At 70.4% G+C, this 25,240-nt stretch carries 29 protein-coding genes and 1 pseudogene; 19 read left to right on the top strand and 11 right to left on the bottom strand.

Annotated features, from left to right (window positions below; all coding sequences use genetic code 11):
* Nucleotides 1–57: 57 nt before the first annotated feature.
* Nucleotides 58–318 carry a UBP-type zinc finger domain-containing protein gene (locus tag AB0M27_RS21605; protein WP_365723461.1) on the bottom strand — a complete coding sequence of 87 codons (261 nt, stop codon included), beginning with the start codon at nucleotides 316–318 and terminating at the stop codon, nucleotides 58–60.
* Nucleotides 319–380: 62 nt separating this feature from the next.
* On the opposite strand from AB0M27_RS21605, the gene AB0M27_RS21600 reads away from it, so the two are divergent.
* On the top strand, nucleotides 381–1,976 hold the full coding sequence (locus tag AB0M27_RS21600; RefSeq protein WP_365723460.1) for a Na+/H+ antiporter: 1,596 nt from the start codon (nucleotides 381–383) through the stop codon (nucleotides 1,974–1,976).
* A gap of 2 nt (nucleotides 1,977–1,978) precedes the next feature.
* Here AB0M27_RS21600 and AB0M27_RS21595 read toward each other — a convergent pair whose 3' ends face one another.
* Nucleotides 1,979–2,872 (bottom strand): pyridoxal-phosphate dependent enzyme, encoded by an 894-nt coding sequence (locus AB0M27_RS21595; protein ID WP_365723459.1) that lies wholly within the window; start codon nucleotides 2,870–2,872, stop codon nucleotides 1,979–1,981.
* 102 nt (nucleotides 2,873–2,974) lie between these two features.
* On the bottom strand, nucleotides 2,975–3,568 hold the full coding sequence (locus AB0M27_RS21590; RefSeq protein ID WP_365723458.1) for an N-acetylmuramoyl-L-alanine amidase: 594 nt from the start codon (nucleotides 3,566–3,568) through the stop codon (nucleotides 2,975–2,977).
* Nucleotides 3,569–3,855: 287 nt separating this feature from the next.
* On the opposite strand from AB0M27_RS21590, the gene AB0M27_RS21585 reads away from it, so the two are divergent.
* On the top strand, nucleotides 3,856–5,262 hold the full coding sequence (locus AB0M27_RS21585) for a family 2B encapsulin nanocompartment shell protein (protein WP_365723457.1): 1,407 nt from the start codon (nucleotides 3,856–3,858) through the stop codon (nucleotides 5,260–5,262).
* A 112-nt stretch (nucleotides 5,263–5,374) separates the two neighbouring features.
* A complete protein-coding gene (locus tag AB0M27_RS21580; protein ID WP_365723456.1) occupies nucleotides 5,375–6,574 on the top strand; it encodes a family 2 encapsulin nanocompartment cargo protein polyprenyl transferase in 1,200 nt (399 codons plus the stop codon).
* Nucleotides 6,575–6,755: 181 nt separating this feature from the next.
* Here AB0M27_RS21580 and AB0M27_RS21575 read toward each other — a convergent pair whose 3' ends face one another.
* Nucleotides 6,756–7,346, bottom strand: coding sequence for a TetR family transcriptional regulator (locus AB0M27_RS21575; protein ID WP_365723509.1), 591 nt, complete (start codon nucleotides 7,344–7,346; stop codon nucleotides 6,756–6,758).
* A gap of 144 nt (nucleotides 7,347–7,490) precedes the next feature.
* On the opposite strand from AB0M27_RS21575, the gene AB0M27_RS21570 reads away from it, so the two are divergent.
* From AB0M27_RS21570 to AB0M27_RS21555, 4 genes are read left to right on the top strand one after another with little or no spacing between them, the layout of a single operon-like run.
* A complete protein-coding gene (locus AB0M27_RS21570; protein WP_365723455.1) occupies nucleotides 7,491–8,075 on the top strand; it encodes a dihydrofolate reductase family protein in 585 nt (194 codons plus the stop codon).
* 26 nt (nucleotides 8,076–8,101) lie between these two features.
* Nucleotides 8,102–8,317, top strand: coding sequence for a hypothetical protein (locus AB0M27_RS21565; protein WP_365723454.1), 216 nt, complete (start codon nucleotides 8,102–8,104; stop codon nucleotides 8,315–8,317).
* Nucleotides 8,318–8,348: 31 nt separating this feature from the next.
* A complete protein-coding gene (locus tag AB0M27_RS21560; protein ID WP_365723453.1) occupies nucleotides 8,349–8,771 on the top strand; it encodes a YciI family protein in 423 nt (140 codons plus the stop codon).
* Nucleotides 8,772–8,811: 40 nt separating this feature from the next.
* Nucleotides 8,812–9,144, top strand: coding sequence for a DUF952 domain-containing protein (locus tag AB0M27_RS21555; RefSeq protein WP_365723452.1), 333 nt, complete (start codon nucleotides 8,812–8,814; stop codon nucleotides 9,142–9,144).
* Nucleotides 9,145–9,415: 271 nt separating this feature from the next.
* On the opposite strand, the gene AB0M27_RS21550 is transcribed toward AB0M27_RS21555, so the two are convergent.
* Genes AB0M27_RS21550 through AB0M27_RS21540 form a run of 3 tightly spaced genes read right to left on the bottom strand, consistent with a single transcriptional unit; the run spans nucleotide 9,416 to nucleotide 11,077 of the window.
* Entirely contained in the window at nucleotides 9,416–10,180 is a 765-nt protein-coding gene (locus AB0M27_RS21550) for a VOC family protein (protein WP_365723451.1), read from the bottom strand.
* A 43-nt stretch (nucleotides 10,181–10,223) separates the two neighbouring features.
* On the bottom strand, nucleotides 10,224–10,640 hold the full coding sequence (locus AB0M27_RS21545; protein WP_365723450.1) for a VOC family protein: 417 nt from the start codon (nucleotides 10,638–10,640) through the stop codon (nucleotides 10,224–10,226).
* Between the two features lie 38 nt (nucleotides 10,641–10,678).
* Entirely contained in the window at nucleotides 10,679–11,077 is a 399-nt protein-coding gene (locus AB0M27_RS21540; RefSeq protein WP_099055057.1) for a helix-turn-helix transcriptional regulator, read from the bottom strand.
* A 139-nt stretch (nucleotides 11,078–11,216) separates the two neighbouring features.
* Here AB0M27_RS21540 and AB0M27_RS21535 point away from each other — a divergent pair, with 139 nt between their 5' ends.
* On the top strand, nucleotides 11,217–12,371 hold the full coding sequence (locus AB0M27_RS21535; RefSeq protein WP_365723449.1) for an inorganic phosphate transporter: 1,155 nt from the start codon (nucleotides 11,217–11,219) through the stop codon (nucleotides 12,369–12,371).
* A 16-nt stretch (nucleotides 12,372–12,387) separates the two neighbouring features.
* A complete protein-coding gene (locus AB0M27_RS21530) occupies nucleotides 12,388–12,618 on the top strand; it encodes a hypothetical protein (RefSeq protein ID WP_365723448.1) in 231 nt (76 codons plus the stop codon).
* Nucleotides 12,619–12,696: 78 nt separating this feature from the next.
* Here AB0M27_RS21530 and AB0M27_RS21525 read toward each other — a convergent pair whose 3' ends face one another.
* Nucleotides 12,697–13,731 (bottom strand): LacI family DNA-binding transcriptional regulator, encoded by a 1,035-nt coding sequence (locus tag AB0M27_RS21525; protein ID WP_365723508.1) that lies wholly within the window; start codon nucleotides 13,729–13,731, stop codon nucleotides 12,697–12,699.
* 303 nt (nucleotides 13,732–14,034) lie between these two features.
* On the opposite strand from AB0M27_RS21525, the gene AB0M27_RS21520 reads away from it, so the two are divergent.
* From AB0M27_RS21520 to AB0M27_RS21485, 8 genes are all read left to right on the top strand, one after another.
* Entirely contained in the window at nucleotides 14,035–15,333 is a 1,299-nt protein-coding gene (locus AB0M27_RS21520; protein WP_365723447.1) for an ABC transporter substrate-binding protein, read from the top strand.
* 11 nt (nucleotides 15,334–15,344) lie between these two features.
* Nucleotides 15,345–16,385, top strand: a complete 1,041-nt coding sequence (locus AB0M27_RS21515) for a sugar ABC transporter permease (RefSeq protein ID WP_365723446.1) — start codon at nucleotides 15,345–15,347, stop codon at nucleotides 16,383–16,385.
* Nucleotides 16,382–17,215 carry a carbohydrate ABC transporter permease gene (locus AB0M27_RS21510; RefSeq protein WP_365723445.1) on the top strand — a complete coding sequence of 278 codons (834 nt, stop codon included), beginning with the start codon at nucleotides 16,382–16,384 and terminating at the stop codon, nucleotides 17,213–17,215. Before AB0M27_RS21515 ends, AB0M27_RS21510 begins: the two co-directional genes overlap by 4 nt.
* 53 nt (nucleotides 17,216–17,268) lie before the next feature.
* Complete coding sequence (locus AB0M27_RS21505) at nucleotides 17,269–18,906, top strand: glycoside hydrolase family 13 protein (protein ID WP_365723444.1); 1,638 nt, start codon at nucleotides 17,269–17,271, stop codon at nucleotides 18,904–18,906.
* A gap of 422 nt (nucleotides 18,907–19,328) precedes the next feature.
* On the top strand, nucleotides 19,329–20,306 hold the full coding sequence (locus AB0M27_RS21500) for a magnesium transporter CorA family protein (RefSeq protein ID WP_365723443.1): 978 nt from the start codon (nucleotides 19,329–19,331) through the stop codon (nucleotides 20,304–20,306).
* 195 nt (nucleotides 20,307–20,501) lie between these two features.
* The gene (locus tag AB0M27_RS21495) at nucleotides 20,502–21,038 is read left to right on the top strand and encodes a DUF5994 family protein (protein WP_365723442.1); all 537 of its coding nucleotides are present in this window, start codon (nucleotides 20,502–20,504) and stop codon (nucleotides 21,036–21,038) included.
* A gap of 265 nt (nucleotides 21,039–21,303) precedes the next feature.
* On the top strand, nucleotides 21,304–21,576 hold the full coding sequence (locus AB0M27_RS21490) for a hypothetical protein (RefSeq protein WP_094216170.1): 273 nt from the start codon (nucleotides 21,304–21,306) through the stop codon (nucleotides 21,574–21,576).
* Between the two features lie 269 nt (nucleotides 21,577–21,845).
* Complete coding sequence (locus AB0M27_RS21485) at nucleotides 21,846–22,331, top strand: DUF5994 family protein (RefSeq protein ID WP_365723441.1); 486 nt, start codon at nucleotides 21,846–21,848, stop codon at nucleotides 22,329–22,331.
* A gap of 38 nt (nucleotides 22,332–22,369) precedes the next feature.
* Here the strand turns inward: AB0M27_RS21485 and AB0M27_RS21480 are convergent, their stop codons facing one another.
* Entirely contained in the window at nucleotides 22,370–22,567 is a 198-nt protein-coding gene (locus AB0M27_RS21480; RefSeq protein WP_365723440.1) for a hypothetical protein, read from the bottom strand.
* A 228-nt stretch (nucleotides 22,568–22,795) separates the two neighbouring features.
* Here AB0M27_RS21480 and AB0M27_RS21475 point away from each other — a divergent pair, with 228 nt between their 5' ends.
* Together AB0M27_RS21475 and AB0M27_RS21470 are read left to right on the top strand one after the other, a co-directional pair.
* Nucleotides 22,796–23,401 (top strand): DUF5994 family protein, encoded by a 606-nt coding sequence (locus AB0M27_RS21475; RefSeq protein WP_365723439.1) that lies wholly within the window; start codon nucleotides 22,796–22,798, stop codon nucleotides 23,399–23,401.
* Between the two features lie 5 nt (nucleotides 23,402–23,406).
* Nucleotides 23,407–23,580, top strand: coding sequence for a hypothetical protein (locus AB0M27_RS21470; RefSeq protein ID WP_365723438.1), 174 nt, complete (start codon nucleotides 23,407–23,409; stop codon nucleotides 23,578–23,580).
* A 116-nt stretch (nucleotides 23,581–23,696) separates the two neighbouring features.
* On the opposite strand, the pseudogene AB0M27_RS21465 reads toward AB0M27_RS21470, so the two are convergent.
* Nucleotides 23,697–24,548, bottom strand: a pseudogene (locus AB0M27_RS21465) (PP2C family protein-serine/threonine phosphatase); the annotation flags it as partial.
* Between the two features lie 69 nt (nucleotides 24,549–24,617).
* On the bottom strand, nucleotides 24,618–25,226 hold the full coding sequence (locus AB0M27_RS21460; RefSeq protein WP_365723437.1) for an alkaline shock response membrane anchor protein AmaP: 609 nt from the start codon (nucleotides 25,224–25,226) through the stop codon (nucleotides 24,618–24,620).
* Nucleotides 25,227–25,240: the final 14 nt, after the last annotated feature.

Here is a 25,240-nt window from a genome sequence, read left to right as displayed (position 1 = left end):
ACACGAGAACACGGTCGAGCGGGAATGCGATCACCCGAGAACCCGCTCGTAAGAGGGTCAGACGAGCACGTGGTCCACGAAACACCACCGCCAGTCCTCGCCGGGCTCGAAGGTCCGCATCACCGGGTGACCGGTGGTCTCGTGGTGCTGCGTCGCGTGCCGTCCGGGCGAGGAGTCGCAGCAGCCGACATGGCCGCAGGTGAGGCACAGCCGCAGCTGCACGGGGTGCGTGCCGTCGCGCAGGCACTCCGGGCAGGTCGGATCGAGGGGGTCCGGTTCCGGGTGCGGCAGCGCGTCGGAGTGCGTGCACTGTTTCATGATTGCCAGATTACGACGGGCGTGCGGGTGGCCGCGCGGAAAACGAGGGTGGGCGAAGGATCATGGACGTGATGCCGCTGCTGTTGCTGGTGGCGGGCAGTGCGGCGATCGCGGGGGCCGCCCGGCGCACTCCGGTGCCGGCGCCGCTGCTGCTGGTCGCCGTGGCCCTCGCGGTCTCGTACGTCCCCGGGATCCCGCACTACACCCTGGACCCGCAGATCGTCCTGCCGCTGGTGCTGCCGCCGCTGCTGTACAAGGAGGGCACGGAGAGCTCGTACCTGGACCTGCGCGCCCAGATGCGGCCCGTGGGGCTGCTGTCGATCGGGTACGTGCTCTTCGCGACCTTCGCCGTCGGCTGGGTCGCCTATCTCGTCGTACCGGGGCTGCCGCTGCCCGCCGCGCTGGTGCTGGGCGCGGTGGTCGCGCCGACGGACGCGGTCGCGGCCGCGGCGATCGCCCGCCGGGTCGGCCTGCCCTCCAGGATCACCACCATCCTCCAGGGCGAGTCCCTGCTCAACGACGCCACCGCGATCACCGCCTACAAGGTGGCCCTGGGTGCGGCCGTCGGCGCGGGCGCCACCTGGGCGGGCGGGTTCGGCGAGTTCCTGCGGGCCGCCATCGGGGGTGTCGTGGTCGGCCTGGTGCTCATGGTGCCGATCCACTGGCTGCGCACGCACCTGAAGGAGGCCCTGCTCCAGAACACCCTCTCCCTGCTGATCCCGTTCGTCGCCTATGGCGTCGCCGAGCAGTTCCACGGCTCCGGGGTCCTCGCGGTCGTCGTGGTCGCGGTCTATCTCGGGCACCACGCGTGGGAGGTCGACTTCGCCACCCGGCTCCAGGAGGACGCGGTGTGGCGGATGGTCGCCTTCGTGCTGGAATCGGCGGTGTTCGCGCTGATCGGGCTCCAACTGCCCACCGTCCTCAAGGGATTGGGCGCCTATCGCGGGGTCGACGCGGCCTGGTACGCCATCGCGGTCTTCCTCGTGGTCGTCGCGGCCCGGTTCGTCTGGGTGTATCCGGCGGCCTTCCTGCCCCGCCTGCTCTTCCGCCGCATCCGGGAACGCGAGGACAACCCCACCTGGCGGGCGCCGGTCGTGACGTCGTGGGCCGCCATGCGCGGTGTGGTGTCCCTGGCCATCGCCTTCTCGATCCCGCTCACGGTGAGCGGCGGCGCCCCCTTCCCGCAGCGGAACCTGATCCTCTTCCTGACCTTCACCACGGTCATCGGCACCCTCGTGGTGCAGGGCCTGACGCTCGCGCCGCTGATCCGTCTGATGAAGTTCCCCGGCCGCGACCCGCAGGCCGTGACCCTCGCCGAGGCCAACGCCCAGGCACAGGCCTCCCGGGCCGCCGAGAGGCGCCTCGACGACCTCCTCTCCGACGAGCGCAACGAACTGCCCCCGCCGCTCGCCGACCGTCTGCGCACGGTCCTGGAGCGCCGCCGCAACGCCGTCTGGGAGCGCCTCGGCCAGACCAATCCGATCACCGGCGAGTCCGTCGACGACACCTACCGTCGCCTCTCGCGCGAGATGATCGGCGCCGAACGCGAGGTCTTCGTCAAGCTCCGCGACCACCGCTACATCGACGACGAGATGCTGCGCGCGCTGCTCAGACGCCTGGACCTGGAGGAGGCGGCGGCCTACCGGGAGGCGGAGTAGCGCTATGGGAACGGCCGCCCGGTGACGACGGCGGCCACCGTCGTCCCGCGCGCGAAGGCGCCCTCCTGCGCGAGGGCGACAAGCCCGTAGAGCAACTTGGCGACATAGAGACGTTCCACGGACAGCCCGTGGCGGTCCTCGAAGTCCTCGGCGAACGCGTGCAGTGCGGGTGTCGTACGGGCGTAACCGCCGAAGTGGAAACGCTCGTCGAGGGACCAGGAGCCGGTACGGCCGCCGAAGGCACGTTCCTGCAGTGCCTGTACGTCATCTCCCAGGAAGCCGCCCCTGAGGACCGGCACGCCGAGTGCCCGCTGCCCCGGGGCCAGACCCGCGGCCAGCCCGGCGAGCGTGCCACCGGTGCCGCAGGCGACGCCGACGACATCGGCGTACCCGCGCAACTCCGCTCCCAGCGCCCGGCAACCGTGGACGGCCGCGCTGTTGCTGCCGCCTTCGGGCACGACGTACGCGCCCTCGGCCCCGGCCGCTCGCAGGACCGCGGTCAGGGTCCCGGGGTCGGTCTTGCGTCGATATGTCGCTCTGTCGATGAAGTGCAGCCGCATGCCGTCCGCCGCGCACCGGGCCAGCGAGGGGTTGAACGGACGGTCGGTCAGCTCCTCGCCGCGGACGACGCCGGTGGTCGCCAGCCCGAGGATCCGGCCCGCGGCGGCGGTGGCCCGCAGGTGGTTGGAGTAGGCCCCGCCGAAGGTGACCAGCGGCCGCCCTCCCGCCGCCTCGATGTTCGGCACGAGCTTGCGCCACTTGTTGCCGACGAGGTCGGGGTGGATCAGATCGTCCCGCTTGAGGAGGAGCCGCAGCCCGCGCCGCTCGAACCGGTCGTCCCGTACCTCTTGGAGGGGGGACGGGAGGCGGGGGGTGAGGGCGGTCCGGCTGGTCACTGCTCCATTGTCGCCCGGGGGGCCGGCCGGGAGGTGGGACGCTTACCGGCGCAGGCTGGGACGGCGGGCAGCGCCCCGCAAGGAGCGCGGGGGACTGCGGCGCTACCCCTTCAGCCGCTCCGCCACGCGATCCCGCAGCCAGTCCATGCCGAACCCCCTCGGATCCACCTTCCCCGGCTGCCACTCCAAGTGGCCGATGACCGACCTCTCGGTCCACCCGTGCCGGCGGCACACCGCGGCGGCGACGCGCTCGATCGCGTCCAGCTGGGCCTCGGGCCACGGATCCTCCCCGTCGCCCAGGTTCTCGCACTCGAAGCCGTAGAAGTGCCGGTTGCCGTCGGTGTCGGCCTCGTTGTCCGGCGGCAGCCCCCTCTCGGCGATGACGGCACGCAGCACCTCGTCGTCGCCGAGGCCGGCATGGTTGGCGCGGCCGTAGCCGACCAGGTGGACCGTGCCGTCCTTGGTGATCACGCCGTGGCACAGCGGGCCCGGCAGCCCCGGATGGCCGTCCCGGCAGACCTGCACGGTGTGCGCGCTGCCCCGGGTCACCGTGTGGTGGATCATCACGCCGTGGACGGGCCCCCACGGGCCCTTGTGGTTGCGGTTGTGGTTCCTCCAGTCGCCGACCTCGACGACCGCGACGCCCTCCGCGCGCAGTGCGTCCAGAAACCCGCTCGCGGACATGGGTGGGGCCATGCCGCCTCCTTCGTGCCGTACCGGTCCGTGTACCGACACCTCTACCGAAACCGGACGTCCCGGAGCACGTCGTTCGCACGATGTGCGAGCCGATTCGGCCAGGTGGCGCGGGTTCTCCGGCGTTACAAGGCGCTCGACCGGCAGTCCCTCTTCGTGCCCGGTAATCCGATGATCCATTCCCGCTCATTCGGGTAATGGTGCGATCACGGTCCGTGATGGAAAGCTCGGATACCGAGACCGGTGCTCCCTGCGATTCGGTGCCGGGCATACCTGGGAGGCAATTCTCTATGTCGGTAGGCGAAGAGGTCCGCACGGATCAGGGCAAGCCGCAGCAGTCCCTCGGGACGGCGGCCGCGCGGAACCTGGCCACCACGACCAAGTCCGTTCCTCAGATGCAGGAGATCAGCTCCCGCTGGCTGCTGCGCACACTCCCGTGGGTCGACGTACAGGGCGGCACGTACCGCGTCAACCGGCGGCTGACGTACTCCGTCGGCGACGGCCGCATCACCTTCGTGAAGACCGGGGACCAGGTCGAGGTCATCCCGGCCGAACTCGGCGAGCTGCCGGCCCTGCGCTCGTACGAGGACGAGGAGGTGCTGACGGAGCTCGCCCGGCGCTGCCGCCAGCGCGACTTCGCGCCCGGCGAGGTGATCGCCGACTTCGGCAACCAGACGGGCGAGGTGTACCTGCTGGCGCACGGCAGGGTCGAGAAGATCGGCACCGGCCCCTACGGCGACGACGCGGTCCTCGGAGTCCTCGCCGACGGCGCCTACTTCGGCGAGCAGGCGCTGCTGGACCCGGACGCCATCTGGGAGTACACCGTCCGCGCCGACACCGCCACCACCGTGCTGATCCTCGGCCGCCAGGACTTCCAGCAGGTCGCCGAGCGCTCGGACACCCTGCGCGACCACCTCGAACAGCTGCGCTCGGTGCCGGAGCAGCGGACCAACAAGTACGGCGAGAAGGAGGTCGAGCTGGCGGCCGGTCACTCCGGCGAGCCCGACATCCCGCACACCTTCGTGGACTACGAGGCGCGGCCCCGCGAGTACGAGCTGAGCATCGCCCAGACCGTGCTGCGCATCCACACGCGCGTGGCCGACCTCTACAACCAGCCGATGATCCAGACCGAGCAGCAGCTCAGGCTCACGGTCGAGGCGCTCAAGGAGCGCCAGGAGCACGAGCTGATCAACAACCGCGACTTCGGCCTGCTCCACAACTGCGAGTACGACCAGCGGATCCAGCCGCACGACGGCGTGCCCAGCCCGGACGACATGGACGAGCTGCTCAGCCGCCGGCGCAGCACCAAGCTGTTCCTGGCCCACCCGCGCGCGATCGCCGCCTTCGGGCGCGAGCTGAACAAGCGCGGACTGGTTCCGGAGACCGTCGAGATCGGCGGCAACCGCATCCCGACCTGGCGCGGAGTGCCGATCTACCCGTGCAACAAGATCCCGGTCACCCCGGAGCGCACGACCTCGATCATCGCGATGCGTACCGGTGAGCAGGACCAGGGTGTCGTCGGCCTGAGGCAGTCGGGCATCCCGGACGAGATCGAGCCGAGCGTGTCCGTGCGGTTCATGGGCATCAACGAACAGGCCGTCATCAAGTACCTGGTGACGGCCTACTACTCGGTCGCCGTGCTGGTGCCCGACGCGCTCGGCGTGCTGGAGAACGTCGAGATCGGCCGGTGGAGGTGACGTTTCCGCACTTCGCGGCCGTGTCCCCGCCCGCCGGGAGGGGTAGACCCTCGGAATATGCGTCCGGCCGGGCCGGCGACGCCGGTGTCCGCGGACCTGGCGAGGGGGAGACATGGCCGAGTTCATGACGGAGACCGAACAGCGTTCCCCCGCCGTGCCGCACCCCGGCGCGGCGGGGGAACGGCGGGGGAGGAGCGGCGACGCCGGCGCCGATCCGGTCGACAAAGAACCCGAACGGCATCCAGAGCGGTATCCGGAACGGCAGACCGAGGGGCATCCCGAAGGGCAGGAGGCACCGGCGCTCCTGGAGCGCACCCGGGCCGCCGTCGACCCGGAGCTAAGGGCGGCCCTGGAGTCGCTGCCCGCCCCCATGCGCCGTATCGCGCTCTACCACTTCGGCTGGCAGCACGCGGACGGCAGCCCGGCAACGGACAACGCCGGCAAGGCGATACGGCCCGCGCTCGTCCTGGCGGCGGCCGCGGCCCTCGGCGGACCGGCGGCCCGTGCGGCGGCGGTCCGGGCGGCGGTGGCGGTCGAACTCGTCCACAACTTCACGCTGTTGCACGACGACGTGATGGACCGGGACACCTCCCGCCGGCACCGGCCCACCGCCTGGACCGTGTTCGGCGACACCGACGCGATCCTCGCCGGTGACGCCCTGCAGGCGCTGGCCCTGCGGCTGCTCGCCGAGGATCCGCACCCGGCCTCCGGCCCGGCCGCGGCCCGGCTCGCGGACTGTGTCATGGAGCTGTGCGCCGGCCAGCACACCGACACGGACATGGAGCAACGCGCCCCGGACGAGGTCACCCTCGACGAGGTGCTCGCCATGGCCGAGGCGAAGACCGGCGCGCTGCTGGGCTGCGCCTGCGCCCTCGGCGCGCTGTACGCGGGGGCCGGCCGGGCGGAGGTGGCGGCGCTGGACGGCTTCGGCCGCCAGGCCGGGCTCGCCTTCCAGCTGATCGACGACGTCATCGGCATATGGGGTGACCCACGGCGCACCGGGAAGCCGGCCGGTGCCGATCTCGCCGCCCGAAAGAAGTCGCTGCCCGTGGTGGCGGCCCTCGCCTCCGGCACCGAGGCCGCGGCCGAACTCGCCGAGCTGTACGGCAAGCCGTACGTCTCCGGTGACGCCGAGGGCATCGCGCGTACCGCACGGGCCGTGGAGCGGGCCGGCGGCCGGGACTGGGCGCAGGCCGAGGCGGCCGACCGGATGGCCCGCGCCATGCAGGAGCTGTCCCGCGCGGTCCCCGTCCCCGAGGCGGCGGGCGGTCTGCTGGCACTCGCCGAGTTCGTGACCCGGCGCAGCAGCTGAGCGCCGTCGGCACCGGCAGCCGGGGAGACCCCGGAGCCCGGGCCCGTGCGGCTCCTGACCCGTGCGGCCACCGGGGCTCCGGCCAGGCGGGTCCCGCGCATCCCCGCGGTGCGCGGGGCTCGCTGCTTCGCCGAGCCGGCGCAAGGGCATGACGAGCCGTCCGGCGATCGCAGCCGCCGGCCTACTCGGCGGGGACGATCGTCGTCACGATCCTGTCGACCAGCCCCTCCGGCACGCTCACTCCCTCCAGGGCTCCGTCCAGGACGCCGGGCAGTGTCAGGTGCTCCAGGATGAGGCCGAGCATCGCGAGGTAGAGGACGGTGACGGTCTCGTCGCCGCCGGGCAGGCCGCTCCGGCGGTGGAACGCCATGCCCTGTTCCAGGTCCCCGCGCACGGACCGGGTGAAGGAGGCACGCAGCTCGGGGCGCCGGGTGGCCTCCAGACGCATCTCCAGCAGGGCCAGATAGCCGGTGCGGTCGCGGGTGGCGCGGTCCATGAGATCCCGCATGAAGGCCATGACCAGGGAGCGGTCGCGGGCCCCGCGCAGCAGCGTCTCCACCACCTCCGGATCGGGCGCGAGCCGGAGGTGCAGCCGGGCGTCGATCTGACGGAGCAGGTCGTCGCGGTTGGTGAAGTAGTTGGAGGCGGTGCCCGTGGGCACGCCCGCCTCGCCGTCCACCGCGCGGAACGTCAGCCCGCGTGCGCCCTCCCGTGCCAGCACCGCGATCCCGGCGTCCACCAGCGCCGCCCGCCGTTCCGGATTGCCCGCCATGCGGAATCCCTTCTCCCACTTGCCCTCGATGCCGACGGCATCCCTGAAAGACCTTGCCGCCACTACAACCGGAGTACTACAAATGAAGCACTACAAGTGGAGTGGTTATCGGGCCGCTCCGCAGCCTACGAAAAGAGACCAAGCTTGCGAAAGCTCACGTACTTCATCGCCTGCTCGCTCGACGGCTTCATCGGCGACGAGCACGGCGACGCCTCCGCGCTGCTCCGCTTCCTGGACGAGGAGTTCCTCGCATTCCTCGGGACGGAGTTCCCGGAGACCCTCCCCACCCACGCCCGCAAGCCGCTGGGCCTGGACGACCTGGAGAACAAGCGGTTCGACACCATCATCCAGGGCCGGGCCAGCTACGAGCTGGCGCTGAAGGAGGGCATCACCAGCCCCTACGCCCATCTGCGCGAGTACGTCGCCTCGCGCACGCTGGGCAGCTCCCCCGACCCGAACGTCGAGGTCATCGCCGACGACCTGGTCGGCCGGGTGCGCGAACTGAAGGCCGAGGAAGGCGGGTTGGACATCTACCTGTGCGGTGGTTCGCTGCTCGCGGGCGCGCTGCTCGAGGAGATCGACGAACTCGTCATCAAGAGCTACCCCCTCGTCTACGGCACCGGCATGCCGATGTTCGGCACCGGCCTCGACATCAAGGAGTTCACCCTGGACTCGGTGCGCACCTTCGGCAACGGCGCGCTGGTGCGGACGTACCGCAGGAAGCGCTGAACCCCCGCCCGCCCTACCCTGAGGACATGGACAGCGAGGACCACGTCTGTCCCGTCTGCGGACAGCCCGTCGACACGGTCGTCGGACGGCGCAAGACGCTGGGCGCCTGGGTACCGGTGTGGGGCCCCGGCCCCTGCCGCAACCCCGACTGCGCGGCCCACGGCGAGCCCGTCGAGCCCGCGGCCGGGGACGACGGGACCGAGCCACCGCACCCCGGTGAATCCGAGGCCGAGAAAACCTGAGCCGGGTGGTCATGAGCCGAAGGAGCGGACCATGAGGTACCTGGTGATGGTGCAGGGTGCGCAGGCGGACTACGACGCGATGGCCGGCAAGCCCACCGAGCACGCCCCGGCCTGGACCGAGGCACAGCTCAAGGCCATGTACCTGTACATGGACGCGATCGGCCACGACCTCGCCGAGTCCGGCGAGCTCGTCGAAGCCGAAGGCCTGGCCGAGCCCGCCCGGACCCGGCTCGTCGCACGCGGCGAGGACGGCCAGACCGTGATCACCGACGACCCGTACGGCGACACCGAGGCGGTGATGGCCGGTTACTGGGTGGTGGACTGCGCGAGCCTGGACCGGGTCACCGAGATCGCCGAACGCGTCACCCGCTGTCCCGGCCCCGAGGGACTGATCGACTACCCCGTGGTGATCCGGACCGTCATGGACGCGGCCGACGACATCGGTGCCGGATGAGGAGACGCGCGCGGCCCGGCCGGGGCCGTAGCGTGGCCGCATGCCGAAGCTTCCGTACATCGTCCACATCACCGAGCGCTCCCTGTGGGAGGCGGCGCGCGAGCGCGGCACCTACGAGATGTCGACCCGTGGCCGCACCCTCCAGGAGGAGGGCTTCATCCACTTCTCCACCCGTGAACAGCTCCCGCGCATCGCCGAGTTCCTCTACGGCGACTACGACGGCCCGGACGAGCTGGTCGTGCTGGTCGTGGACCCGGCCCGGGTCGGCGCACCGGTGAGGTACGAGGCCGTGGACCCCGGCGGGGAGGAGTTCCCGCATGTGTACGGGCCGGTGCCGGCCGACGCCGTGGTGGACGTGGAGTCCTGGGGGTGACCGGGCAGGGAGGAACGCCTCGCCGCCGTGGGTGGCGGTGGGCGGTGACGGTCTGGGCGGTCGCCGTGGCCGTGGGGGGAGGGCTCACGCTCTTGCTCCAGGAGGACGTACGGCCCCGGGGGCCGTACGTCTGGGACGACGGGCACGGGGCCGGCCCATCGCCCAGTTCGCGGCGCCTGCCGCAACAGCCGCTGGGCGACGACCGCTCCTGCCCGCCGAGTCCACCGGCGGATCCGGCCGAGGCCTCCCCTCGCACCGGGGTCGTGTGCCTCTACGCGACGACGGCCCGTTGACCCCCGCCGGGCAGGCCGCCGGTCTCCGGGTCACGGCCCGTCAGGCAGTAGACGCCGCCCGCCGGATCGCGCAGCACCGTCCAGTGCGGGCCCCCGCCCACCACGACGGCGCCGTGCTCCTCGTGCCGGGCGCGGACGGCGGCGAGGTCCGCGCAGGCCAGGTCGAGGTGGGCGGAGGCGGGGCGCTCGCCGTCGAGCCGCTGGAGCAGGATCCGCATGGGCAGCCCCGCCGGCGGCCTCAGCACCTCGAACTCCGGCCGCGACCCCTTCAGCCGCTCCCAGCCGGTGAGGCCGGCCCAGAAGTCCGACTCGGCGGCGTACGCCGACGGCGGGATGTCCAGGCACACCTGGTCAAGCCGGCTGCCGGCCACCACCGGCGGCCGTACCGTCTCCCCGTGCCAGGGCACGGCACAGAACAACTGCCCCGCCGGAGAACGCAGTACGGCCCAGTCGCCGTGGTCCGTCACCAGCTCCGCGCCGAGTTCCAGGGCCGCGCCGGTCACCTCCCGTACGTCCTCGGCGCAGAGGTCGAGGTGGGCGCCGCCGTCGCCCTCGGTGACGCCCTGGAGCTTCACGCACGCGTCCGTCCCGGCCGCCTCCTCGGGCAGCAGGGTCATGAACTCGCCCCGCTCACCGCGGGGTTCGGAGGCATGGGTGCCGGTGACGGCCGTCCAGAAGGCGCGCGCCTCGGGCTGCCGCTCGGCGGGCCGGTCGACGAAGGCGTACGTCCAGCGAATGATCACGGGGTGGAGTCTAGGCGCGAGCCCCCCGAAGGCATGCGGACTTTCACTCCGCGGGCCGCTGGAGGAAGCGCAACTGGTTGCCCGCCGGGTCCCGGAAGGCACAGTCGCGCACCCCGTACGGCTGGTCCGTCGGCTCCTGGAGCACATCGGCGCCGGACTCCCGCACCCGCTCGTACAGCGCGTCGCAGTCCTCGGTCGTGAAGATGACACCCCTCAGCATGCCCTTGGCGAGCAGCTCCGCGAGCGCCTGCCGGTCGGCGGGGGAGGCGTCCGGGTTCGCGCCGGGCGGCTCCAGCACGATCTCGACGTCCGGTTGCAGCGGCGAGCCCAGCGTCACCCAGCGCATGCCCTCGAAGCCCACGTCGTTGCGGACCTCCAGACCGAGCACGTCACGGTAGAAGACGAGCGCCTTGTCATGGTCGTCCACCGCGATGAAGCACTGCTTGAGTTTCACGTCCATGGGCTCACGCTAGGCCCATCCGGGCCGGGGCGCGCGGTTCAGTAGGGGCGGCGGCGTGGGCGGGTGAACGTACGGGCCACGCAGGACGGGATCACCGCGCTCTCCTCGTGGTCACGGGCCCGGTAGGCGCTCGGCGTCTCCCCGACCAGCTCGGTGAAGCGGGAGCTGAAGGAGCCGAGCGACGTACACCCCACGGCGAGGCACACCTCGGTCACGGTGAGGTCGCCCCGGCGCAGCAGCGCCTTGGCGCGCTCGATCCTGCGGGTCATCAGATAGCTGTACGGCGTCTCCCCGAAGGCCTTGCGGAAGCTGCGCTGGAAGTGCCCCGGGGACATGTGGGCGCCTCGGGCCAGCTCGGTCATGTCGAGCGGCTCGGCGTACTCCCGGTCCATGCGGTCGCGCACGCGCCGCAGCCGTCTGAGGTCCTCCAGGGTCACGTCCACAGCTTGGCACAGGGCACTGACGCCGAGAGACGAAACGATTTCGCACAGGACCGCACAACAGGCTTCCCCATATTCGACACGCCGTTCGCCTTCAGTTCTCCGCGGATTGGCCCGCTCTTGCTTGCCTTGGAGAATGGACCACATCACGTTCCTCGTGGCGGTCGTCATCGTCACGGCACTGGCGTTCGACTTCACGAACGGGTTCCACGACACCGCGAACGCGATGGCCACCTCCATCGCGACCGGCGCACTCAAACCGCGCGTAGCGGTCCTGATCAGCGGGATCCTCAATATCGCCGGGGCCTTTCTCTCCACCGAGGTCGCGAAGACCATCTCCGGCGGGATCGTGGACGACACCCTGGTAAGCCCGGCGATGATCTTCGCGGGGCTGGTCGGCGCGATCCTGTGGAATCTGGTGACCTGGCTCGCCGGACTGCCCTCCAGTTCCTCCCACGCCCTCTTCGGCGGTCTGATCGGCGCGGTCTGGGTCGGCGCCGGCTCCGACGCCGTGCACTTCGACAAGGTCGTCGACAAGGTGCTGATCCCGGCCGTGGCCTCTCCGGTGGTGGCCGGCGTGGCCGCCCTGGTCGCCACCTACCTCGCCTACAAGCTCTCCGCCCGCGCCCGCCAGGACTCGGTGACCAAGGGCTTCCGCCTCGGCCAGATCGCCTCCGCCTCCCTGGTGTCCCTCGCGCACGGCACCAACGACGCGCAGAAGACGATGGGCGTGATCACGCTGACCCTGATCTCGGCGGGCGCGCTCGGCCATGACGCGGGCCCGCCGGTGTGGGTGATCGGCGCGGCCGGCCTCGCCATCGGCCTCGGCACCTACCTGGGCGGCTGGCGGATCATCCGCACCATGGGCAAGGGACTGGCGGAGATCCAGTCACCACAGGGCTTCGCCGCCGAGACGGCTTCCACGGCCGTGATCCTCACCTCGGCCCACCTGGGCTTCGCGCTGTCCACGACCCAGGTCGCCTCGGGCAGCATCCTGGGCGCCGGCCTGGGCCGCCGGCTCGCGGAGGTCCGCTGGGGCGTGGCCGGCCGTATGGTGCTGGCCTGGCTGATCACCCTGCCCTCCGCCGCGCTGGTCGGCGGCCTCGCGGCAAGCGTGGTCAAGCACGGTGGCAATCTCGGTACGGCGGTCATCGCCCTGGTCGCCCTGGCCCTCGCCGCCGTCATCGTCGCCGCGTCCCGCCGTAACCCGGTACGCGCCGACAACGTCAACGACCACCACGAGGTCACCCTCCGCGCCCCGGCCCCGACGAACGTCGGCTCGGCCGCCTGAACCCCCGGGAGTCCCCATGCATGTCGACTGGTCCGCCCTCGGCGAGGTCGCCGCGGTCAGTCTCGGTGTCACGGTCGCCGTGGTCGTCGTCTTCACCTTCGGCGTCCTGGGCCTGTCCCGGGCCGAAGCCGAGCGCGCCGAAGCCGGAGCCCCCACCGTGGGCCGGGCCCTGGCCGGCCTGTGCTTCCTCGCCTGCGCGGCGGTGGTGGCGTACGGCATCTATCTGATCGTGCCGCAGTTCCACTGACGGCGAATCCGCACCAGCAGGGGTCCGGTCGAGGGGAAACCGACCGGGCCCCTTTGCGAACTCGTACGGCAGAGAGCCTCAGGTGCGCGGAAGTTCGCCCTCGGTGTCCCGCTCGCCGGGCGGGGCGGGCGCGGTGGTGGCCCGTGGGATCAGATGGGTGGGCAGCACGATGTGCTGCTTGTGGTCCGCCTCGGAGTCGTCGATGAGGCTCAGGGCCAGCCGGCCGGCCTCGCGGCCGATGTCCGAGGGCGACTGGGCGATGGTGGACAGGTCGAACCAGTCGGCCACCGGCTGGTCGTCGAAGCCCAGGACGGACATCTGCGCGGGTACCTCGACGTGCGTCCGGCGCAGCGCCCGGATCACGGCGACGGCGACCTCGTCCTGTTCGGCGAAGACGGCGGTGGGCGGCTCGCGCAGGCTCAGCAGCTTTCCGAGCGCTTCCGCGGTGGCGCGTTTGTCGCCGACCGGCAGGGCGGCCACCAGGTCGTCGTCCAGTGGGACGCCCGCTTCGGTGAGCGCCTGCTGGTAGCCGACCAGCCGCTCGTTGGAGCTGAACGAGAAGCCGCTCGCGCCCACCGTCTTGATGAAGGCGATCCGGCGGTGGCCCAGGTGGAGCAGGTGCCGGGTGCCGTGCAGGGCGCCGGCGACGTCGTCGACGTACACGCTGGGGCGGCCGTCGACGTGCTGGCTCACGTAGATGACCGGCATGCCGAGGTTGTCCAGCCGGTCGGTCTCCTCCTCGGTGAGGTCGAAGGAGAAGACCAGCAGCGCGTCGGCGTTCCGTCGGGCGGGCAGCCGGTCGAAGAACGAGGTGCGCTCGGCGAGGTCGGGGATCACATAGACCGTCAGTTCCATGCCCGCCGCCCGCAGCACAGGGGCCAGGCTGGAGAGGGCCGAGCCCATGAACCACGCGTTGAGGGTCGGGACGAGCACCGCCACGGTCCCGGTCCTCCCCGTGACAAGGCTTGCGGCCTGCCGGGAGACGGCGAAGTCCAGTTCGCGGGCAGCCTGTTCGACGCGGGCGCGGACCTCTGGCGAGACGGTCGTCAGGCCGCGCAGGGTCCGCGAGACGGTGGACGTGGACACCCCGGCCCGTTCGGCGACGTCAGCCATCGTGGGGTGTCGCTGAGCTGGTGGCATGTAACGGACGGTAGCACAGCGAGGCCTGCTCCGAGGCCCAGTGAGACAGCGCTTTCATAGCGACGACAGCCCTACTGTCACCTCATTACCCGGAAGTAACGCATTGACTTCCACTTACCTCACTCCTAGCGTGCAAGCGTTGTCTCGACCCGAGTCAAAGCCGGTACCTGTGGACGCGGGACAGTGGCTTTGACCTGCGTGTTTGATCAAGAAGTTGCCGTGACAACGCAGTCTCGCAACAGAGTCGCCTCAGGTTCCGCACGACCAGGAGAGACAGTGAAGACCACAACCGCCAGAGCCCTTCGATGCTCGGCCGCGCTCGCCGCCGCCGGACTCCTCCTCACCGCCTGCGGCTCGTCCGACGGCAGCGGCTCCGCGGGGCAGTCCGGGAGCACGTCGTTCACCGGCCGCGGCCCCATCACCTTCGTGGCCGGCAAGGACACCACCGGAGCGGTCCAGCCGGTCCTCGACCAGTGGAACAAGCTGCACCCCAAGGAGAAGGTCACCTTCATCCAGCTGCCCACGGACGCCGACGCGCAGCGCCAGCAGATGATCCAGAACGCGGAGACGAAGTCCGACGCCTACACGGTGCTCTCCCTGGACGTCGTGTGGACGTCGGAGTTCGCGGCCCACCAGTGGATCGACAAGCTGCCCGAACAGCGGTTCCCGCTGGGGAAGATGCTCAAGCCGGTGGTCGAGACGGCGAAGTACCGCGGCGGTGTGTACGCGGCCCCGTCCAGTTCGGACGGCGGCCTGCTGTACTACCGCACCGACCTGCTCAAGCACGCCGGAGTCACCAAGCCCCCGACGACCTGGGCGGAGATGAAGGCCGACTGCGCCAAGGTGAAGAAGCTGCCCGAGGCCAAGGGAGTGTCCTGCTACGCCGGGCAGTTCCAGAAGTACGAGGGCCTGACGGTGAACTTCTCCGAGGCCGTGAACTCCGCCGGCGGTTCCGTCACCGACGCGAACGGCAAGCCCGACGTCGACACCCCTGAGGCGAGGAAGGGGCTGGACTTCCTCGCCGGCTCCTTCCGGGACGGGACGATCCCCAAGGAGGCCATCACCTATCAGGAGGAGGACGGCCGACAGGCGTTCCAGGCCGGCAAGCTGGTCTTCCTGCGCAACTGGCCGTACATGTACGCACTCGCCGGCAAGAGCGAGGTCGCGGGCAAGTACGCGGTCGCGCCGCTGCCCGGCATGAACGGGCCCGGCGCCTCCAGCCTGGGCGGTCACAACCTGGCTCTGTCGTCCTTCGCCAAGAACAAGGCCACGGCCCTGGACTTCATGAAGTTCTACAGCGGCGAGACCACCGCGAAGACCTTCCTGGAGAAGGCCTCCCTCGCCCCGCCGTACGCGGCCCTGTACGACGACCCGTCACTGGCCCGGCAGTATCCGTACCTTCCGGTCCTCAAGCAGTCGATCCTGCGCGCCGCACCGCGCCCGCGCGTCGTCCAGTACGGCGATGTGACCTCGGCGGTCCAGCAGGAGGCGTACGCCGCCCTGACCGGCACCAAGAGCAGCGCACAGGCGCTGAAGGACCTGCAGCGGGAGCTGCTCAAGGCCACGGCGCAGTGAAAGGCGGGGCCATGACCGACATCGAGATTCCGCCCGGACCCGCCGCCGACGAGTCCCACCCTCCGTCCCGTACAAAGGCCCGGCGGTCCCGCTCCCGGGCCCGTGCGACGGCCGACGCCGGGCGGATGGCGGCCCTGCTGGTGTCCCCGACGCTCCTGGTCCTGACCATCGTCGTGCTGTACCCGACGGTGATGGCGCTGCGGGAGTCGCTGTACGGGCCGAAGGGGCTGGACCCGAGAACCGGCTTCATCAGCGGCACCGAGCCGTTCGTCGGGCTGAAGAACTACGCCGACATCTTCGGCGCGGCCGGGGACCGGTTCTCGAACGCCTTCTGGAACACCACCTTCTTCACCGTCGTCACCGTCGGTCTGGAGACGGTGATCGGTGTGGCCATGGCCCTGATCATGCACCGGGCGTTCAGCGGCCGGGCCCTGGTCCGGGCGAGCATCCTGGTCCCCTGGGCGGTGCCCACGGCCATCTCCGGCCTGCTGTGGCGGTGGATCTTCAACAGCGACGGCATCGCCAACGCCCTGATCGGCCACCAGATCCTGTGGACCACCGAGGGCTTCCACGCCAAGGTCGCGGTCATCGTCGCCGAGGTGTGGAAGACCGCCCCGTTCATCGGGCTGCTGGTCCTGGCCGGACTGCAGGTGATCCCGAACGAGGTCTACGAGGCGGCCCGCATCGACGGTGCCAGGGCGCTGCGCCGGTTCTGGCACATCACGCTGCCGCTGGTGAAGCCCGCGCTGCTGGTGGCGATGCTGTTCCGCTGCATGGACGCGCTGCGGATGTTCGACCTGCCGTACATCCTGATCGGCGCGCAGAAGAACTCGGTGGAAACCCTGTCCATGCTGGCGCAGAACGAGGCGTCCAACGTCCGCTTCGGGCCCGCCTCCGCCTACGCGGTCCTGCTGTTCCTGTACGTCTTCCTCATCGCGCTCGCCTTCGTACGGCTGCTGGGCGCCGATCTCGTCGGCGACGCCGGCGGCGCGGCCGGGCGCCGGAGGAGAGGCAGGCTCGTGTTCGCACGCCGCGCGGAGGTGACGGCATGACGACCACGGCGAAATGGCGCGGCCGGCTGCTGTACGTGGGGGTCGCCGCGGTGGTGGCCTACTGCCTGGCCCCGTTCTACTGGATGCTGGTCTCCAGCCTGCGCCGCACCTCCGACATCTTCGACACCTCGCTCGTCCCGTCCCCGGTGTCCTTCGCGAACTACCGGTCGCTGTTCGGCGCCTCCCAGGGGTTCACCCGGGCGCTGCTCAACAGCCTGGTCGTGGCCGGCACCACCACCGTGCTGGCGCTGGCGCTGGCCACGTTCACCGCCTACGCGATGGCCCGGCTGGAGTTCCGGTTCAAGCGGCTGATCCTCACCCTGATCATCGCCACCTCGATGTTCCCGGTGGTGTCGATCGTGGTCCCGCTGCTGAAGCTGTTCACGGACTTCGGCTGGATCAACACCTACCAGGCCATGATCGCGCCGAGCATGTCCTTCGCGCTGCCGTTGGCGGTGTGGAACCTGACCACGTTCTTCCGGCAGATGCCGGACGAGCTGGAGCACGCCGCCATGGTCGACGGCTGCACCCGCGGCCAGGCGTTCCGCAAGGTCATCATTCCGCTCGCCGCGCCCGGCATCTTCACCACCGCGATCATCACCTTCATCGCCGCCTGGAACGAGTTCCTCATCGCCCTGTCGATGACCAACCGGCCGGACATGCAGACCGCACCGGTCGCCATCTCCAAGTTCACCGGCGCCACGACGTACGAGACCCCGTTCGGCAGCCAGATGGCCGCGGGCGTCCTCGTCACGATCCCGCTGGTGGTCATGGTGCTGCTCTTCCAGCGCCGCATCGTCGCGGGCCTGACGGCCGGTGCCGCGAAGTGAACCCGCGCTCTTCTCGTACACCTCGTATCTCGTATAAGGAGCAACCCAGTCAGATGTCCGGTACCGCACCGTGGTGGCGCAGCGCCGTCATCTACCAGGTCTACATCCGCAGCTTCGCCGACGGGAACGGTGACGGCATCGGCGACATCGCCGGCATCCGCTCCCGCCTGCCGTACCTGAAGTCGCTGGGTGTGGACGCCCTCTGGATCAACCCGTGGTACAAGTCGCCGCAGGCGGACCACGGTTACGACGTGGCCGACTACCGCGCGATCGACCCGCTGTTCGGCACCGTGGCCGAGGCCGAGCAGCTCATCGAGGAGGCCCACCGGCACGGGATCCGCGTCATCCCCGACATGGTGCCCAACCACACCTCCGACCAGCATGCCTGGTTCCAGGCTGCGCTGGCGGCCGACCCGGGCAGCCCGGAACGTGACCGCTACATTTTCCGCCCCGGCCGCGGCCCCGACGGCGGCCTGCCGCCCAACGACTGGGTCTCCTCCTTCGGCGGCCCGGCCTGGACCCGGCTGCCGGACGGGGAGTGGTACCTGCATCTCTTCGCCCCCCAGCAACCCGACCTGAACTGGCAACAACCCGAGGTGCGAGCCGAGTTCGAGTCGATCCTGCGGTTCTGGTTCGCCCGGGGCGTGGACGGCTTCCGTATCGACGTGGCGCACGGACTGATCAAGCACCCCGAACTGCCCGACCTGCCGCCGCGTCCGGCCGGGGCCGGCGGGCGCCGGCCCCATCTCGACCACCCGCACTGGGACCGCGACGAGGTCCACGACGTCTACCGCGCCTGGCGCAAGGTGGCCGACGAGTTCCCCGGCGACCGGTGCTTCGTCGCCGAGGCCTGGGCCGACACCCCCGAGCGGCTGGCCGCCTACGTCCGCGCCGACGGCCTGCACACCGCGTTCAACTTCGACTTCCTGATGTCCAGTTGGGACCCGAAGGGCCTGCGCACGGTCATCGACGACTCCCTCGCCATGCTCGGCGCGGTCGGCGCGCCCGCCACCTGGGTGCTCTCCAACCACGACGTCATGCGCCACGCCAGCCGGTACGGCCGCAGGGCGACCAGGCGCTGGGTGGCCAACGAGCGCTACGAACCCGAAGGCCCCCTCGACCTGGAACTCGGCACCCGCCGCGCCCGCGCCGCCGCCCTCCTCATGCTCGCCCTGCCCGGCGGCGCCTACATCTACCAGGGCGAGGAACTCGGCCTGCCGGAGGTCGAGCACCTCCCCGAGGCCGCCCTCCAGGACCCCGTCTGGGAACGCTCCGGCCACACCGACCGCGGCCGCGACGGCTGCCGGGTGCCGATCCCCTGGTCCGGGCAGAGCGCACCGTACGGCTTCAGCCCCGAGGACGCCTCCGCCGCGCCCTGGCTGCCGCAGCCCGCGGACTGGGCCGCACGCACCGCCGAGGCGCAGACCGGCGACGCGACATCCATGCTGGAGCTCTACCGCGCCGCGCTGCGCCGCCGCCGCGAGCACCCGGCCCTCGGCGACGGCACCCTCACCTGGCTGGACGCCCCCACCGGAATCCTCGCCTTCCACCGTGCCCCCGGCTTCGCCTGCGTGGTCAACCTCTCCACCGAGCCGTACCCCCTGCCCGACCACACCGCGATCCTGCTGACCAGCGGACCCGTCGAGAACGGCCGCCTGGGCCCTGACCAGGCGGCCTGGCTCGCGGTGTAGCGCACCGCCCCCGACGGCGCGTCCGTGTGCGTCTTGGCTGTCGGGGTGTCCGCGCCCAGGCAAGGGGCCCGGTCGAGAACAGCCGACCGGGCCCCTTTCGCAAGGGAGAGAAAGCCTCAGGCCTTCTTGGTCTCCTAGCAATGAGCCGGGTCGGCGACCTGCGGGGATCTTCCCTGTGGGTCGCTGGCCTGGCCCTTTGACGATTGGTGGCGACGGGGTGTGACGGTCGCGATCGGGTGTCCTGCGGACTGTGTGCGGACTGCTGTCCCGGCCGGGGGCGTAGACGGCTGACGCCGGACCCTCGGCGGGCCGGAGCCGGCATGTTTGCGGGGTGCGCCGACCGCCGGTGACCTCCAGAGCCTGCCGCGCTGGCAATCGGGACGAAGCGGGATGATCGAGGCGCGAGACACTAGCCTCGGGCCATGGTGACGCGTACCCGGCTGTATCACGACGGCACTCTCGTCCTGGAGGACTTTCCCGCCAGTGACGTCTCCGCGCATCTCGCCGACCCGGCGTCGGTCCTGTGGCTGGACCTGTACCAGCCCGGGCCTGCCGAGTTCACCATGCTCGGCCAGGAGTTCGGCATCCACGAACTGGCTCTGGAGGACGCCGCGCAGCGTGGGCAGCGGCCGAAACTCGATCGCTATCGCACCCACGAGTTCCTCAGCGCCTATGCCGTGACCGTCAGCCCGGACGGTGCGGAACTGACGTACAGCGAGATCGCCGTATTCCTCACCGGCCAGGTCATGATCACCGTCCGCAAGGACGACGGTCTCGACATCGAGGACGTCGTCGCCCGCTGGGACGAGAGCCCGGACCTGGCCGGCCATGGCGTCGGATTCCTGCTGCACGGCCTCCTCGACCATCTCGTGGACGGTCACTTCGCCGCGGTCCAGCAACTGGACGACGGCATCGAGGAACTGGAGGGTCTGCTGTTCGCGGCCGGGCGCCGTGAGATCGAAGCCGTGCAACGCCGGGCTTTCGCACTGCGTAAATCGCTCGTCCGGCTCCGCCGCGTCGTGCTCCCGATGCGCGAGGTGGTTAACACCCTCATGCGCCCCGGCCTGCACGTGGTCACCGACCCTCTCGTCCCGTATTACCAGGACGTCTACGACCACGTGCTGCGCGCCACCGAGTGGACCGAGTCACTGCGCGACCTGGTGGCCTCGGTCATGGAGACGAACCTCTCGGTCCAGGCCAACAGCATGAACCTGATCATGAAGAAGGTGACGAGCTGGGCCGCGATCATCGCCGTACCCACCGCGATCACCGGCTACTACGGTCAGAACCTCCCCTACCCCGGTTTCGGCCGCCAGTCCGGATTCGTCACCTCCGCCGCCGTCATCGTGGCCCTGTCCGCACTGCTGTATGCGGCGTTCAAGCGCAAGGACTGGCTCTGACCGTCCCGGTGTCGGGCACCGGCGACCAGGTTCCGAAGGCGGGAAAATACCTGGTCACCCCCGGCTTTTCGGGCCGGTGTGCGGAGTAGGGTGAAGAGACCGGGAGTTTTTCGCGCGCCGGCTCCGCCGCGGGTGCCGTTTCCGGTGATCGACAACGCCGGGCCGCACCCACGAGCCCGGGGACAGGTCCGCGCCATGCCCGTGACCATTGACCGTACGACATCCAGCAGGCGCGCGCCGCCGCAGTCGGCCCGGCTGTCCCTCACGCCCGCACCGGGCGGGCTGGACGGCATGTGGTGGCCTCGATCCCGTGCCCTCACCCGTGAGCTGCCCACCCTGACGGCCGCACTGGTCGAACATTGGGGCCGCATCACAGGTGTCCTCGTGCACCCGGCCTACTGGCCCGTCATCCCGCACTGGGTGTCCGTCGCCGGGCGTACCGTGCAGGTGAGCTGGTCCACCGAGGCCCAGGATCCGCACAGACTGACTCTCGCCCTACCCGATGGCCGCCGAGACGTCCTGGTGATTCCGCCGGAAACCGGTGCGGGTGCTGCCGCGCAGCTGATGGCGGGCGAGGGCATCGATGCCCCGACCCGGCAGGAAGCAGCAGACAGGTTCGATGCCCGGATCAGGGAAGAAGCGTGGGAGACCGACGGCGGAGCAGGCCGGCCGTCGTTCCCGCCCCGGCCCATCGGCTCGACAGGGCCTTCGCCCGCCGGTCGGCGGAGGTGAGAGAACGATGACTGTCTTTGCCGTGGCCGTGCTGCTCCTTCTGATCGCCGTCGGAGTCGTTCTGATCCACCAGCTCAACGGTCAGCACGACGAACGGATCGCTGCCTTCCACTACAGCGATGTTCTGCCGGGGGTCGGGCGTCGGCCCCGGAGGCACCGTCGGTCGGCGGTGGACGCAACTGTTTCCGACGCGCGCCCCACCGCGACGGCGACCGCGGATGACATCGACTTCGGCCCGACCGTGAGCAGTAGAGGAAGGCGCGTCATGGCGATATTGCGAGACCGGAAGACGTACCGCGAGAGGATCATGCAGGCTCTGTACCAAGCCGCCGAAGGCAATCGCCTCCTGGGCGTCGATGGGGCGAAGCTCCGCAACGACCTCGGTATCCCTGAGCAGGACATGGCCGCTGCCTGTATGTACCTGGCAGGCGAAGGCTGGGTCGTCGTGGACTGGGCGAGGGGCAACACGCCCGCGATGATCACGCTGACGCACCAGGGGATCCGGCAGATGGAGACAGAAGAGGAAGGGCGTGGCTGAGCCGCCGCGTCGGTTTCTCGGACCGAAGTGAACCTCCGCAAGGATTGCTTATGCCGGATTGATCCCTTTGGCGTAATGTGGAAAGCGGGTCGGCGCACGCTCACGTGCAATGACCCGGAAGGGCGGCTCCGGCGGGTATACGCCGGAGCCGTTGCCTTTTTCCGTAACCGCGCCCTGCGGCGAAGCGCTCGCTGGAGCGTCGTGCGGAGTACCGTGAGGTAGCAGGGCCGTATCGCCGTCGCACTGCTCTCTACGGAGGGGCGGACACCATGGCCGACTCCGACACCCCCGACCTCCCCAGGGTCCTGCCGGACGCGGCCTACCAGTCGGTGAAACCCGGGACGGCCCTGCTGAGGCTGGAGACGACACACGCACGCGAGGGAATCCTTGACGGCGCATGGTGGCCGCGGTCCCGGGACATCGGTGCGGAGCTCCCCTCGCTGATCTCCGCGTTGACCGAGCATCTCGGACCTGTCACCCGGGTCGGTCTGGACGGCAGCGCCTGGGACGAACTGCCGACCCGGGTGATGGTCGACGACCGAGTGGTGCACATCGACTCCTTCCCGGTCGGTGACGACACCGTCCTCATCACCCGAGGCGACCGGGACCATTTCTCCCTGATGCTGGTCCCTCCGGACACGTCGCCCGACGCGGCACATGCCGCGATGGCCAGGGCCGTACGGGCCGACAACGTCACCGAGGCCAGACAGATCCTCATCGATACGGGCGGCGACCCGCCACCTACCCCGGCCTGAAACCTCCGTCGCGGATCGACTCCCCGTCGGCCTGGACGCTAGATGCGGGCGAACCTCTCCGTCTGCTGCGTGAATTCCTGGGCCATAGCGGCGCTGACCGTGGGCTTGGTGTCGCGGATCGTGTCCAGATGGTCGTCGGTGGTGGGGGTGGTCCGGGTTCCGGTGTCGAAGGTGCCCTCGAACTGGGCCGGGGAGTGCCGGGGCGTGACGTATGCCGGTTGCCGGACCGGTCTCACGCCCGACGCCTCGCATGCCCTGCCCCAGCACTCCTTGGCTGTGTTACGTGGGAGGTGTGCCGCGTGTTCCGTTCAGCCCGTCGCTCCCCATCAGTCCGCCGGGCCTCGACGAGGAGTACCCTGGTAACTACCGAGAGCATCTCGTACACCGGCTTCAACGCTGACGTCGTTCTCGGCGATTCACGACAACCGGGCTGGCCGTGACCGGCCCGGGGTTGGGTCCGCGCCATGACCGCGACCATTCCGTTCACACGCGCAGTCGAAGGCCGGGCTTCTTCTTCGTCACCGCTCCGACTCACGCTGGCGTCGGCCGGCGCCCCTCAGGCCCTGATCGACGGTGCCTGGTGGCCCCGTTCGCGCAACCTGACGGAGCAGCTCCCGGCGCTCGTCGAATGTCTCGACCCGCTGTGGGGGCGGATCACCCGGGTAGCGGTGAGCCGCACGTTCTGGCCGGTCATTCCAGGAGAAGTGCCCGCGCACGGCCACATGGTGCGCGTCGGCTGGTCTAACGCCGGGCAAGACCCGTACAAGCTGTTGCTGCTGTCCTACACGTTCGGCCGCTGGGACCTGCTGGTGATCCCACCGGAGACAGACCCGGCCACCGCGGCCCACCTCATGGCCACGGCCACTGACCCGTCGCGGAGCCTCACCGCGACCGGCCTGATCCATGAGGCCGGACGTTTCCGGGCCGCGGCAGAGGCAGCGGCCGACTCGGACTCGCTCCGGGAGGCGGTCTGGGACTCCGAAGGCGGACATGACGCCCGCCACCCGGCCTCACGTACTCCTGCTGAAGCGGTCATCTACCACGTGCCGACCCCGGCAGCAGGAGTGTGAGAGGCATGGACACCTTCGTGACGGTGAGTGTGCTCCTCGCGATGATCGTCTTTGGTGTGATCGTGATTCAGCTGTTCACCGCGAGCCACGATGATCGCATGGAGACCCTGGCCTCCGGCCGTACCCGGCGGTGGCGGTTCTCGCCATGGCGCCGCGCAGAGAGCCGCACAGAGAAGTGAACCCGCCCCGAGGAGGATCGTGGCGCCGGCTCCGCCGGTAGGGCGTTCGCGGGCAGCGGCGGGAGTGGAACGGTCAGCGTGCCGTCGGCCATGTCCATGGTGGTGCGGCTGTCGGCTCACTCCAGGAGGGCGAGGTGGTCGGCGGCGCCCCCGCGCCATTCGATCAGGAAGAGGGTCGCGTCGTCGCTGGTGCGGCCGCCCCGTTGCTGCTTCAGAGCGTGGGAGAGTGCGCGCACCACCGCGCGTACTCCCTTCTCTGTGTGTTCGATGCGGTTGACCCAGTGGATGAGTTGCTCCTCGCCGAACTGCTCTTCACCGGCTTCGTGCTCCTCGATCAGGCCGTCGGTGAAGCACAGCACCCGGTCGCCGTGTTGGAGCATCTGCTCGCTGATCTGGGGCTCTTCACCGCCGAAGCCGACCGGCAAGGTGGTCGGGCCTGTCAGTTGCCGCGCGACCTGGTGGTTGCGGATCAGCAGCGGCGCGGGGTGGCCCGCGTTGACCCACTGCAGGTGGCCCGTTGAGATGTTCAGACGCATCATCTGCGCGGTGACGAAGTGGTCGAGCCCGAACTGGTCGGCGATGGCCCGGTCCATGAACGCATAGATCTCGGACAGGCCGATGTCGGCACGTCTGGCGTGCCGGTAGGCCCCGACGGCGACGGTCGCCATCGTGGCGGCGTCCAGGCCGTGGCCCATCGCATCGACCATGGCCAGGTGCAGGATGTCCTCGTTGAGGGCGTAGTCGAAGCTGTCGCCTGCGACGCTGTAGGCGGGCTCCAGGATTCCGGCTACTGCTGCCTGCGGGACGGACATCGCCAGCGGCGGCAGCAGAGACCACTGGATCTCGGCGGCCACGCTCATCGGTTCGCGGCGCCGGGCGAGGAAGAACTGGTCGGTGTAGCTGTGCTTGGTGACCAGCATGTCGGCCACGAGCGAGGCGAGTCTGCGCAGCAGCCGTCGGTCGTCGTCGTGGATATGTTCCCCTGCGAACCGCGATGATCCGCAAGGGCGTTGGGGCGGGAACGGCCGGTCTTCTCCTTACTCCACGCGGTGTGGTCTGTGGCGGGTGACCTGTAGGCGGACCTCGGTGGGCGGGTCAGGGAGACCGGTGGACCGGCGAGCGGTGCTGAGCGGGCCGTCGCAGAGGGCAGCGAGAGTGGCGCCGGGCGTGCCCTCGGGGGTGAGGGTGAGCCTGATGCGGGTGCGGTGGTGGGCTGGTCGGCCGGTGATGCGCACGGCCGCATGCTCGACCGTCGGCAGGGCACCGGCCTCGGCCGCGATCGCGTCGCTGAGCGCGCGGTCGCGCAGTTCGACGCTCTCCTGCCGTGGTGTGCGGCCGACGGGCAGGGAGCCGGGGTGGCGTCGGCTCAGCTGGGCGAGCAGCCACCACAGGGCGAGCAGGGCGGTGAGGACGAGGGCGGCGATGACCGCGGGCCACCACCACCAGCCCTGGCTGCTCCAGCGGGCCCGGTCGGCGGAGCAGAGCAGGACGTCGGCCGGCGTGGTCAGGGGCCAGCCGGCGGGCGGGACCAGATCGTGCCGCCGGTAGAGGTCGAGCCCGGCGAAGAGGATCAGCAGCCCGCCGCCGAGCAGAACCAGTCCGGCGAGGGCCAGCAGACTGCGGTTGAGTGCGGATCGCGGTGACATGGTGCGGGCTCCCG

The sequence above is a fragment of the Streptomyces sp. NPDC052107 genome (assembly GCF_040680215.1).
In the GTDB taxonomy this organism is placed as follows: domain Bacteria; phylum Actinomycetota; class Actinomycetes; order Streptomycetales; family Streptomycetaceae; genus Streptomyces.
The sequence above is the reverse complement of the archived record's forward strand: the minus strand, read 5'-3'. Positions and strand labels throughout refer to the sequence as shown.

Coding starts and splice junctions, on each gene's coding strand:
- AB0M27_RS21605 (WP_365723461.1), bottom strand. CDS start 318: ATGAAACAGTGCACGCACTCCGACGCGCTGCCGCACCCGGAACCGGAC.
- AB0M27_RS21600 (WP_365723460.1), top strand. CDS start 381: ATGGACGTGATGCCGCTGCTGTTGCTGGTGGCGGGCAGTGCGGCGATC.
- AB0M27_RS21590 (WP_365723458.1), bottom strand. CDS start 3,568: ATGGCCCCACCCATGTCCGCGAGCGGGTTTCTGGACGCACTGCGCGCG.
- AB0M27_RS21585 (WP_365723457.1), top strand. CDS start 3,856: ATGTCGGTAGGCGAAGAGGTCCGCACGGATCAGGGCAAGCCGCAGCAG.
- AB0M27_RS21580 (WP_365723456.1), top strand. CDS start 5,375: ATGGCCGAGTTCATGACGGAGACCGAACAGCGTTCCCCCGCCGTGCCG.
- AB0M27_RS21575 (WP_365723509.1), bottom strand. CDS start 7,346: ATGGCGGGCAATCCGGAACGGCGGGCGGCGCTGGTGGACGCCGGGATC.
- AB0M27_RS21565 (WP_365723454.1), top strand. CDS start 8,102: ATGGACAGCGAGGACCACGTCTGTCCCGTCTGCGGACAGCCCGTCGAC.
- AB0M27_RS21560 (WP_365723453.1), top strand. CDS start 8,349: ATGAGGTACCTGGTGATGGTGCAGGGTGCGCAGGCGGACTACGACGCG.
- AB0M27_RS21555 (WP_365723452.1), top strand. CDS start 8,812: ATGCCGAAGCTTCCGTACATCGTCCACATCACCGAGCGCTCCCTGTGG.
- AB0M27_RS21545 (WP_365723450.1), bottom strand. CDS start 10,640: ATGGACGTGAAACTCAAGCAGTGCTTCATCGCGGTGGACGACCATGAC.
- AB0M27_RS21535 (WP_365723449.1), top strand. CDS start 11,217: ATGGACCACATCACGTTCCTCGTGGCGGTCGTCATCGTCACGGCACTG.
- AB0M27_RS21530 (WP_365723448.1), top strand. CDS start 12,388: ATGCATGTCGACTGGTCCGCCCTCGGCGAGGTCGCCGCGGTCAGTCTC.
- AB0M27_RS21525 (WP_365723508.1), bottom strand. CDS start 13,731: ATGGCTGACGTCGCCGAACGGGCCGGGGTGTCCACGTCCACCGTCTCG.
- AB0M27_RS21515 (WP_365723446.1), top strand. CDS start 15,345: ATGACCGACATCGAGATTCCGCCCGGACCCGCCGCCGACGAGTCCCAC.
- AB0M27_RS21510 (WP_365723445.1), top strand. CDS start 16,382: ATGACGACCACGGCGAAATGGCGCGGCCGGCTGCTGTACGTGGGGGTC.
- AB0M27_RS21505 (WP_365723444.1), top strand. CDS start 17,269: ATGTCCGGTACCGCACCGTGGTGGCGCAGCGCCGTCATCTACCAGGTC.
- AB0M27_RS21500 (WP_365723443.1), top strand. CDS start 19,329: ATGGTGACGCGTACCCGGCTGTATCACGACGGCACTCTCGTCCTGGAG.
- AB0M27_RS21495 (WP_365723442.1), top strand. CDS start 20,502: ATGCCCGTGACCATTGACCGTACGACATCCAGCAGGCGCGCGCCGCCG.
- AB0M27_RS21490 (WP_094216170.1), top strand. CDS start 21,304: ATGGCGATATTGCGAGACCGGAAGACGTACCGCGAGAGGATCATGCAG.
- AB0M27_RS21485 (WP_365723441.1), top strand. CDS start 21,846: ATGGCCGACTCCGACACCCCCGACCTCCCCAGGGTCCTGCCGGACGCG.
- AB0M27_RS21475 (WP_365723439.1), top strand. CDS start 22,796: ATGACCGCGACCATTCCGTTCACACGCGCAGTCGAAGGCCGGGCTTCT.
- AB0M27_RS21470 (WP_365723438.1), top strand. CDS start 23,407: ATGGACACCTTCGTGACGGTGAGTGTGCTCCTCGCGATGATCGTCTTT.
- AB0M27_RS21460 (WP_365723437.1), bottom strand. CDS start 25,226: ATGTCACCGCGATCCGCACTCAACCGCAGTCTGCTGGCCCTCGCCGGA.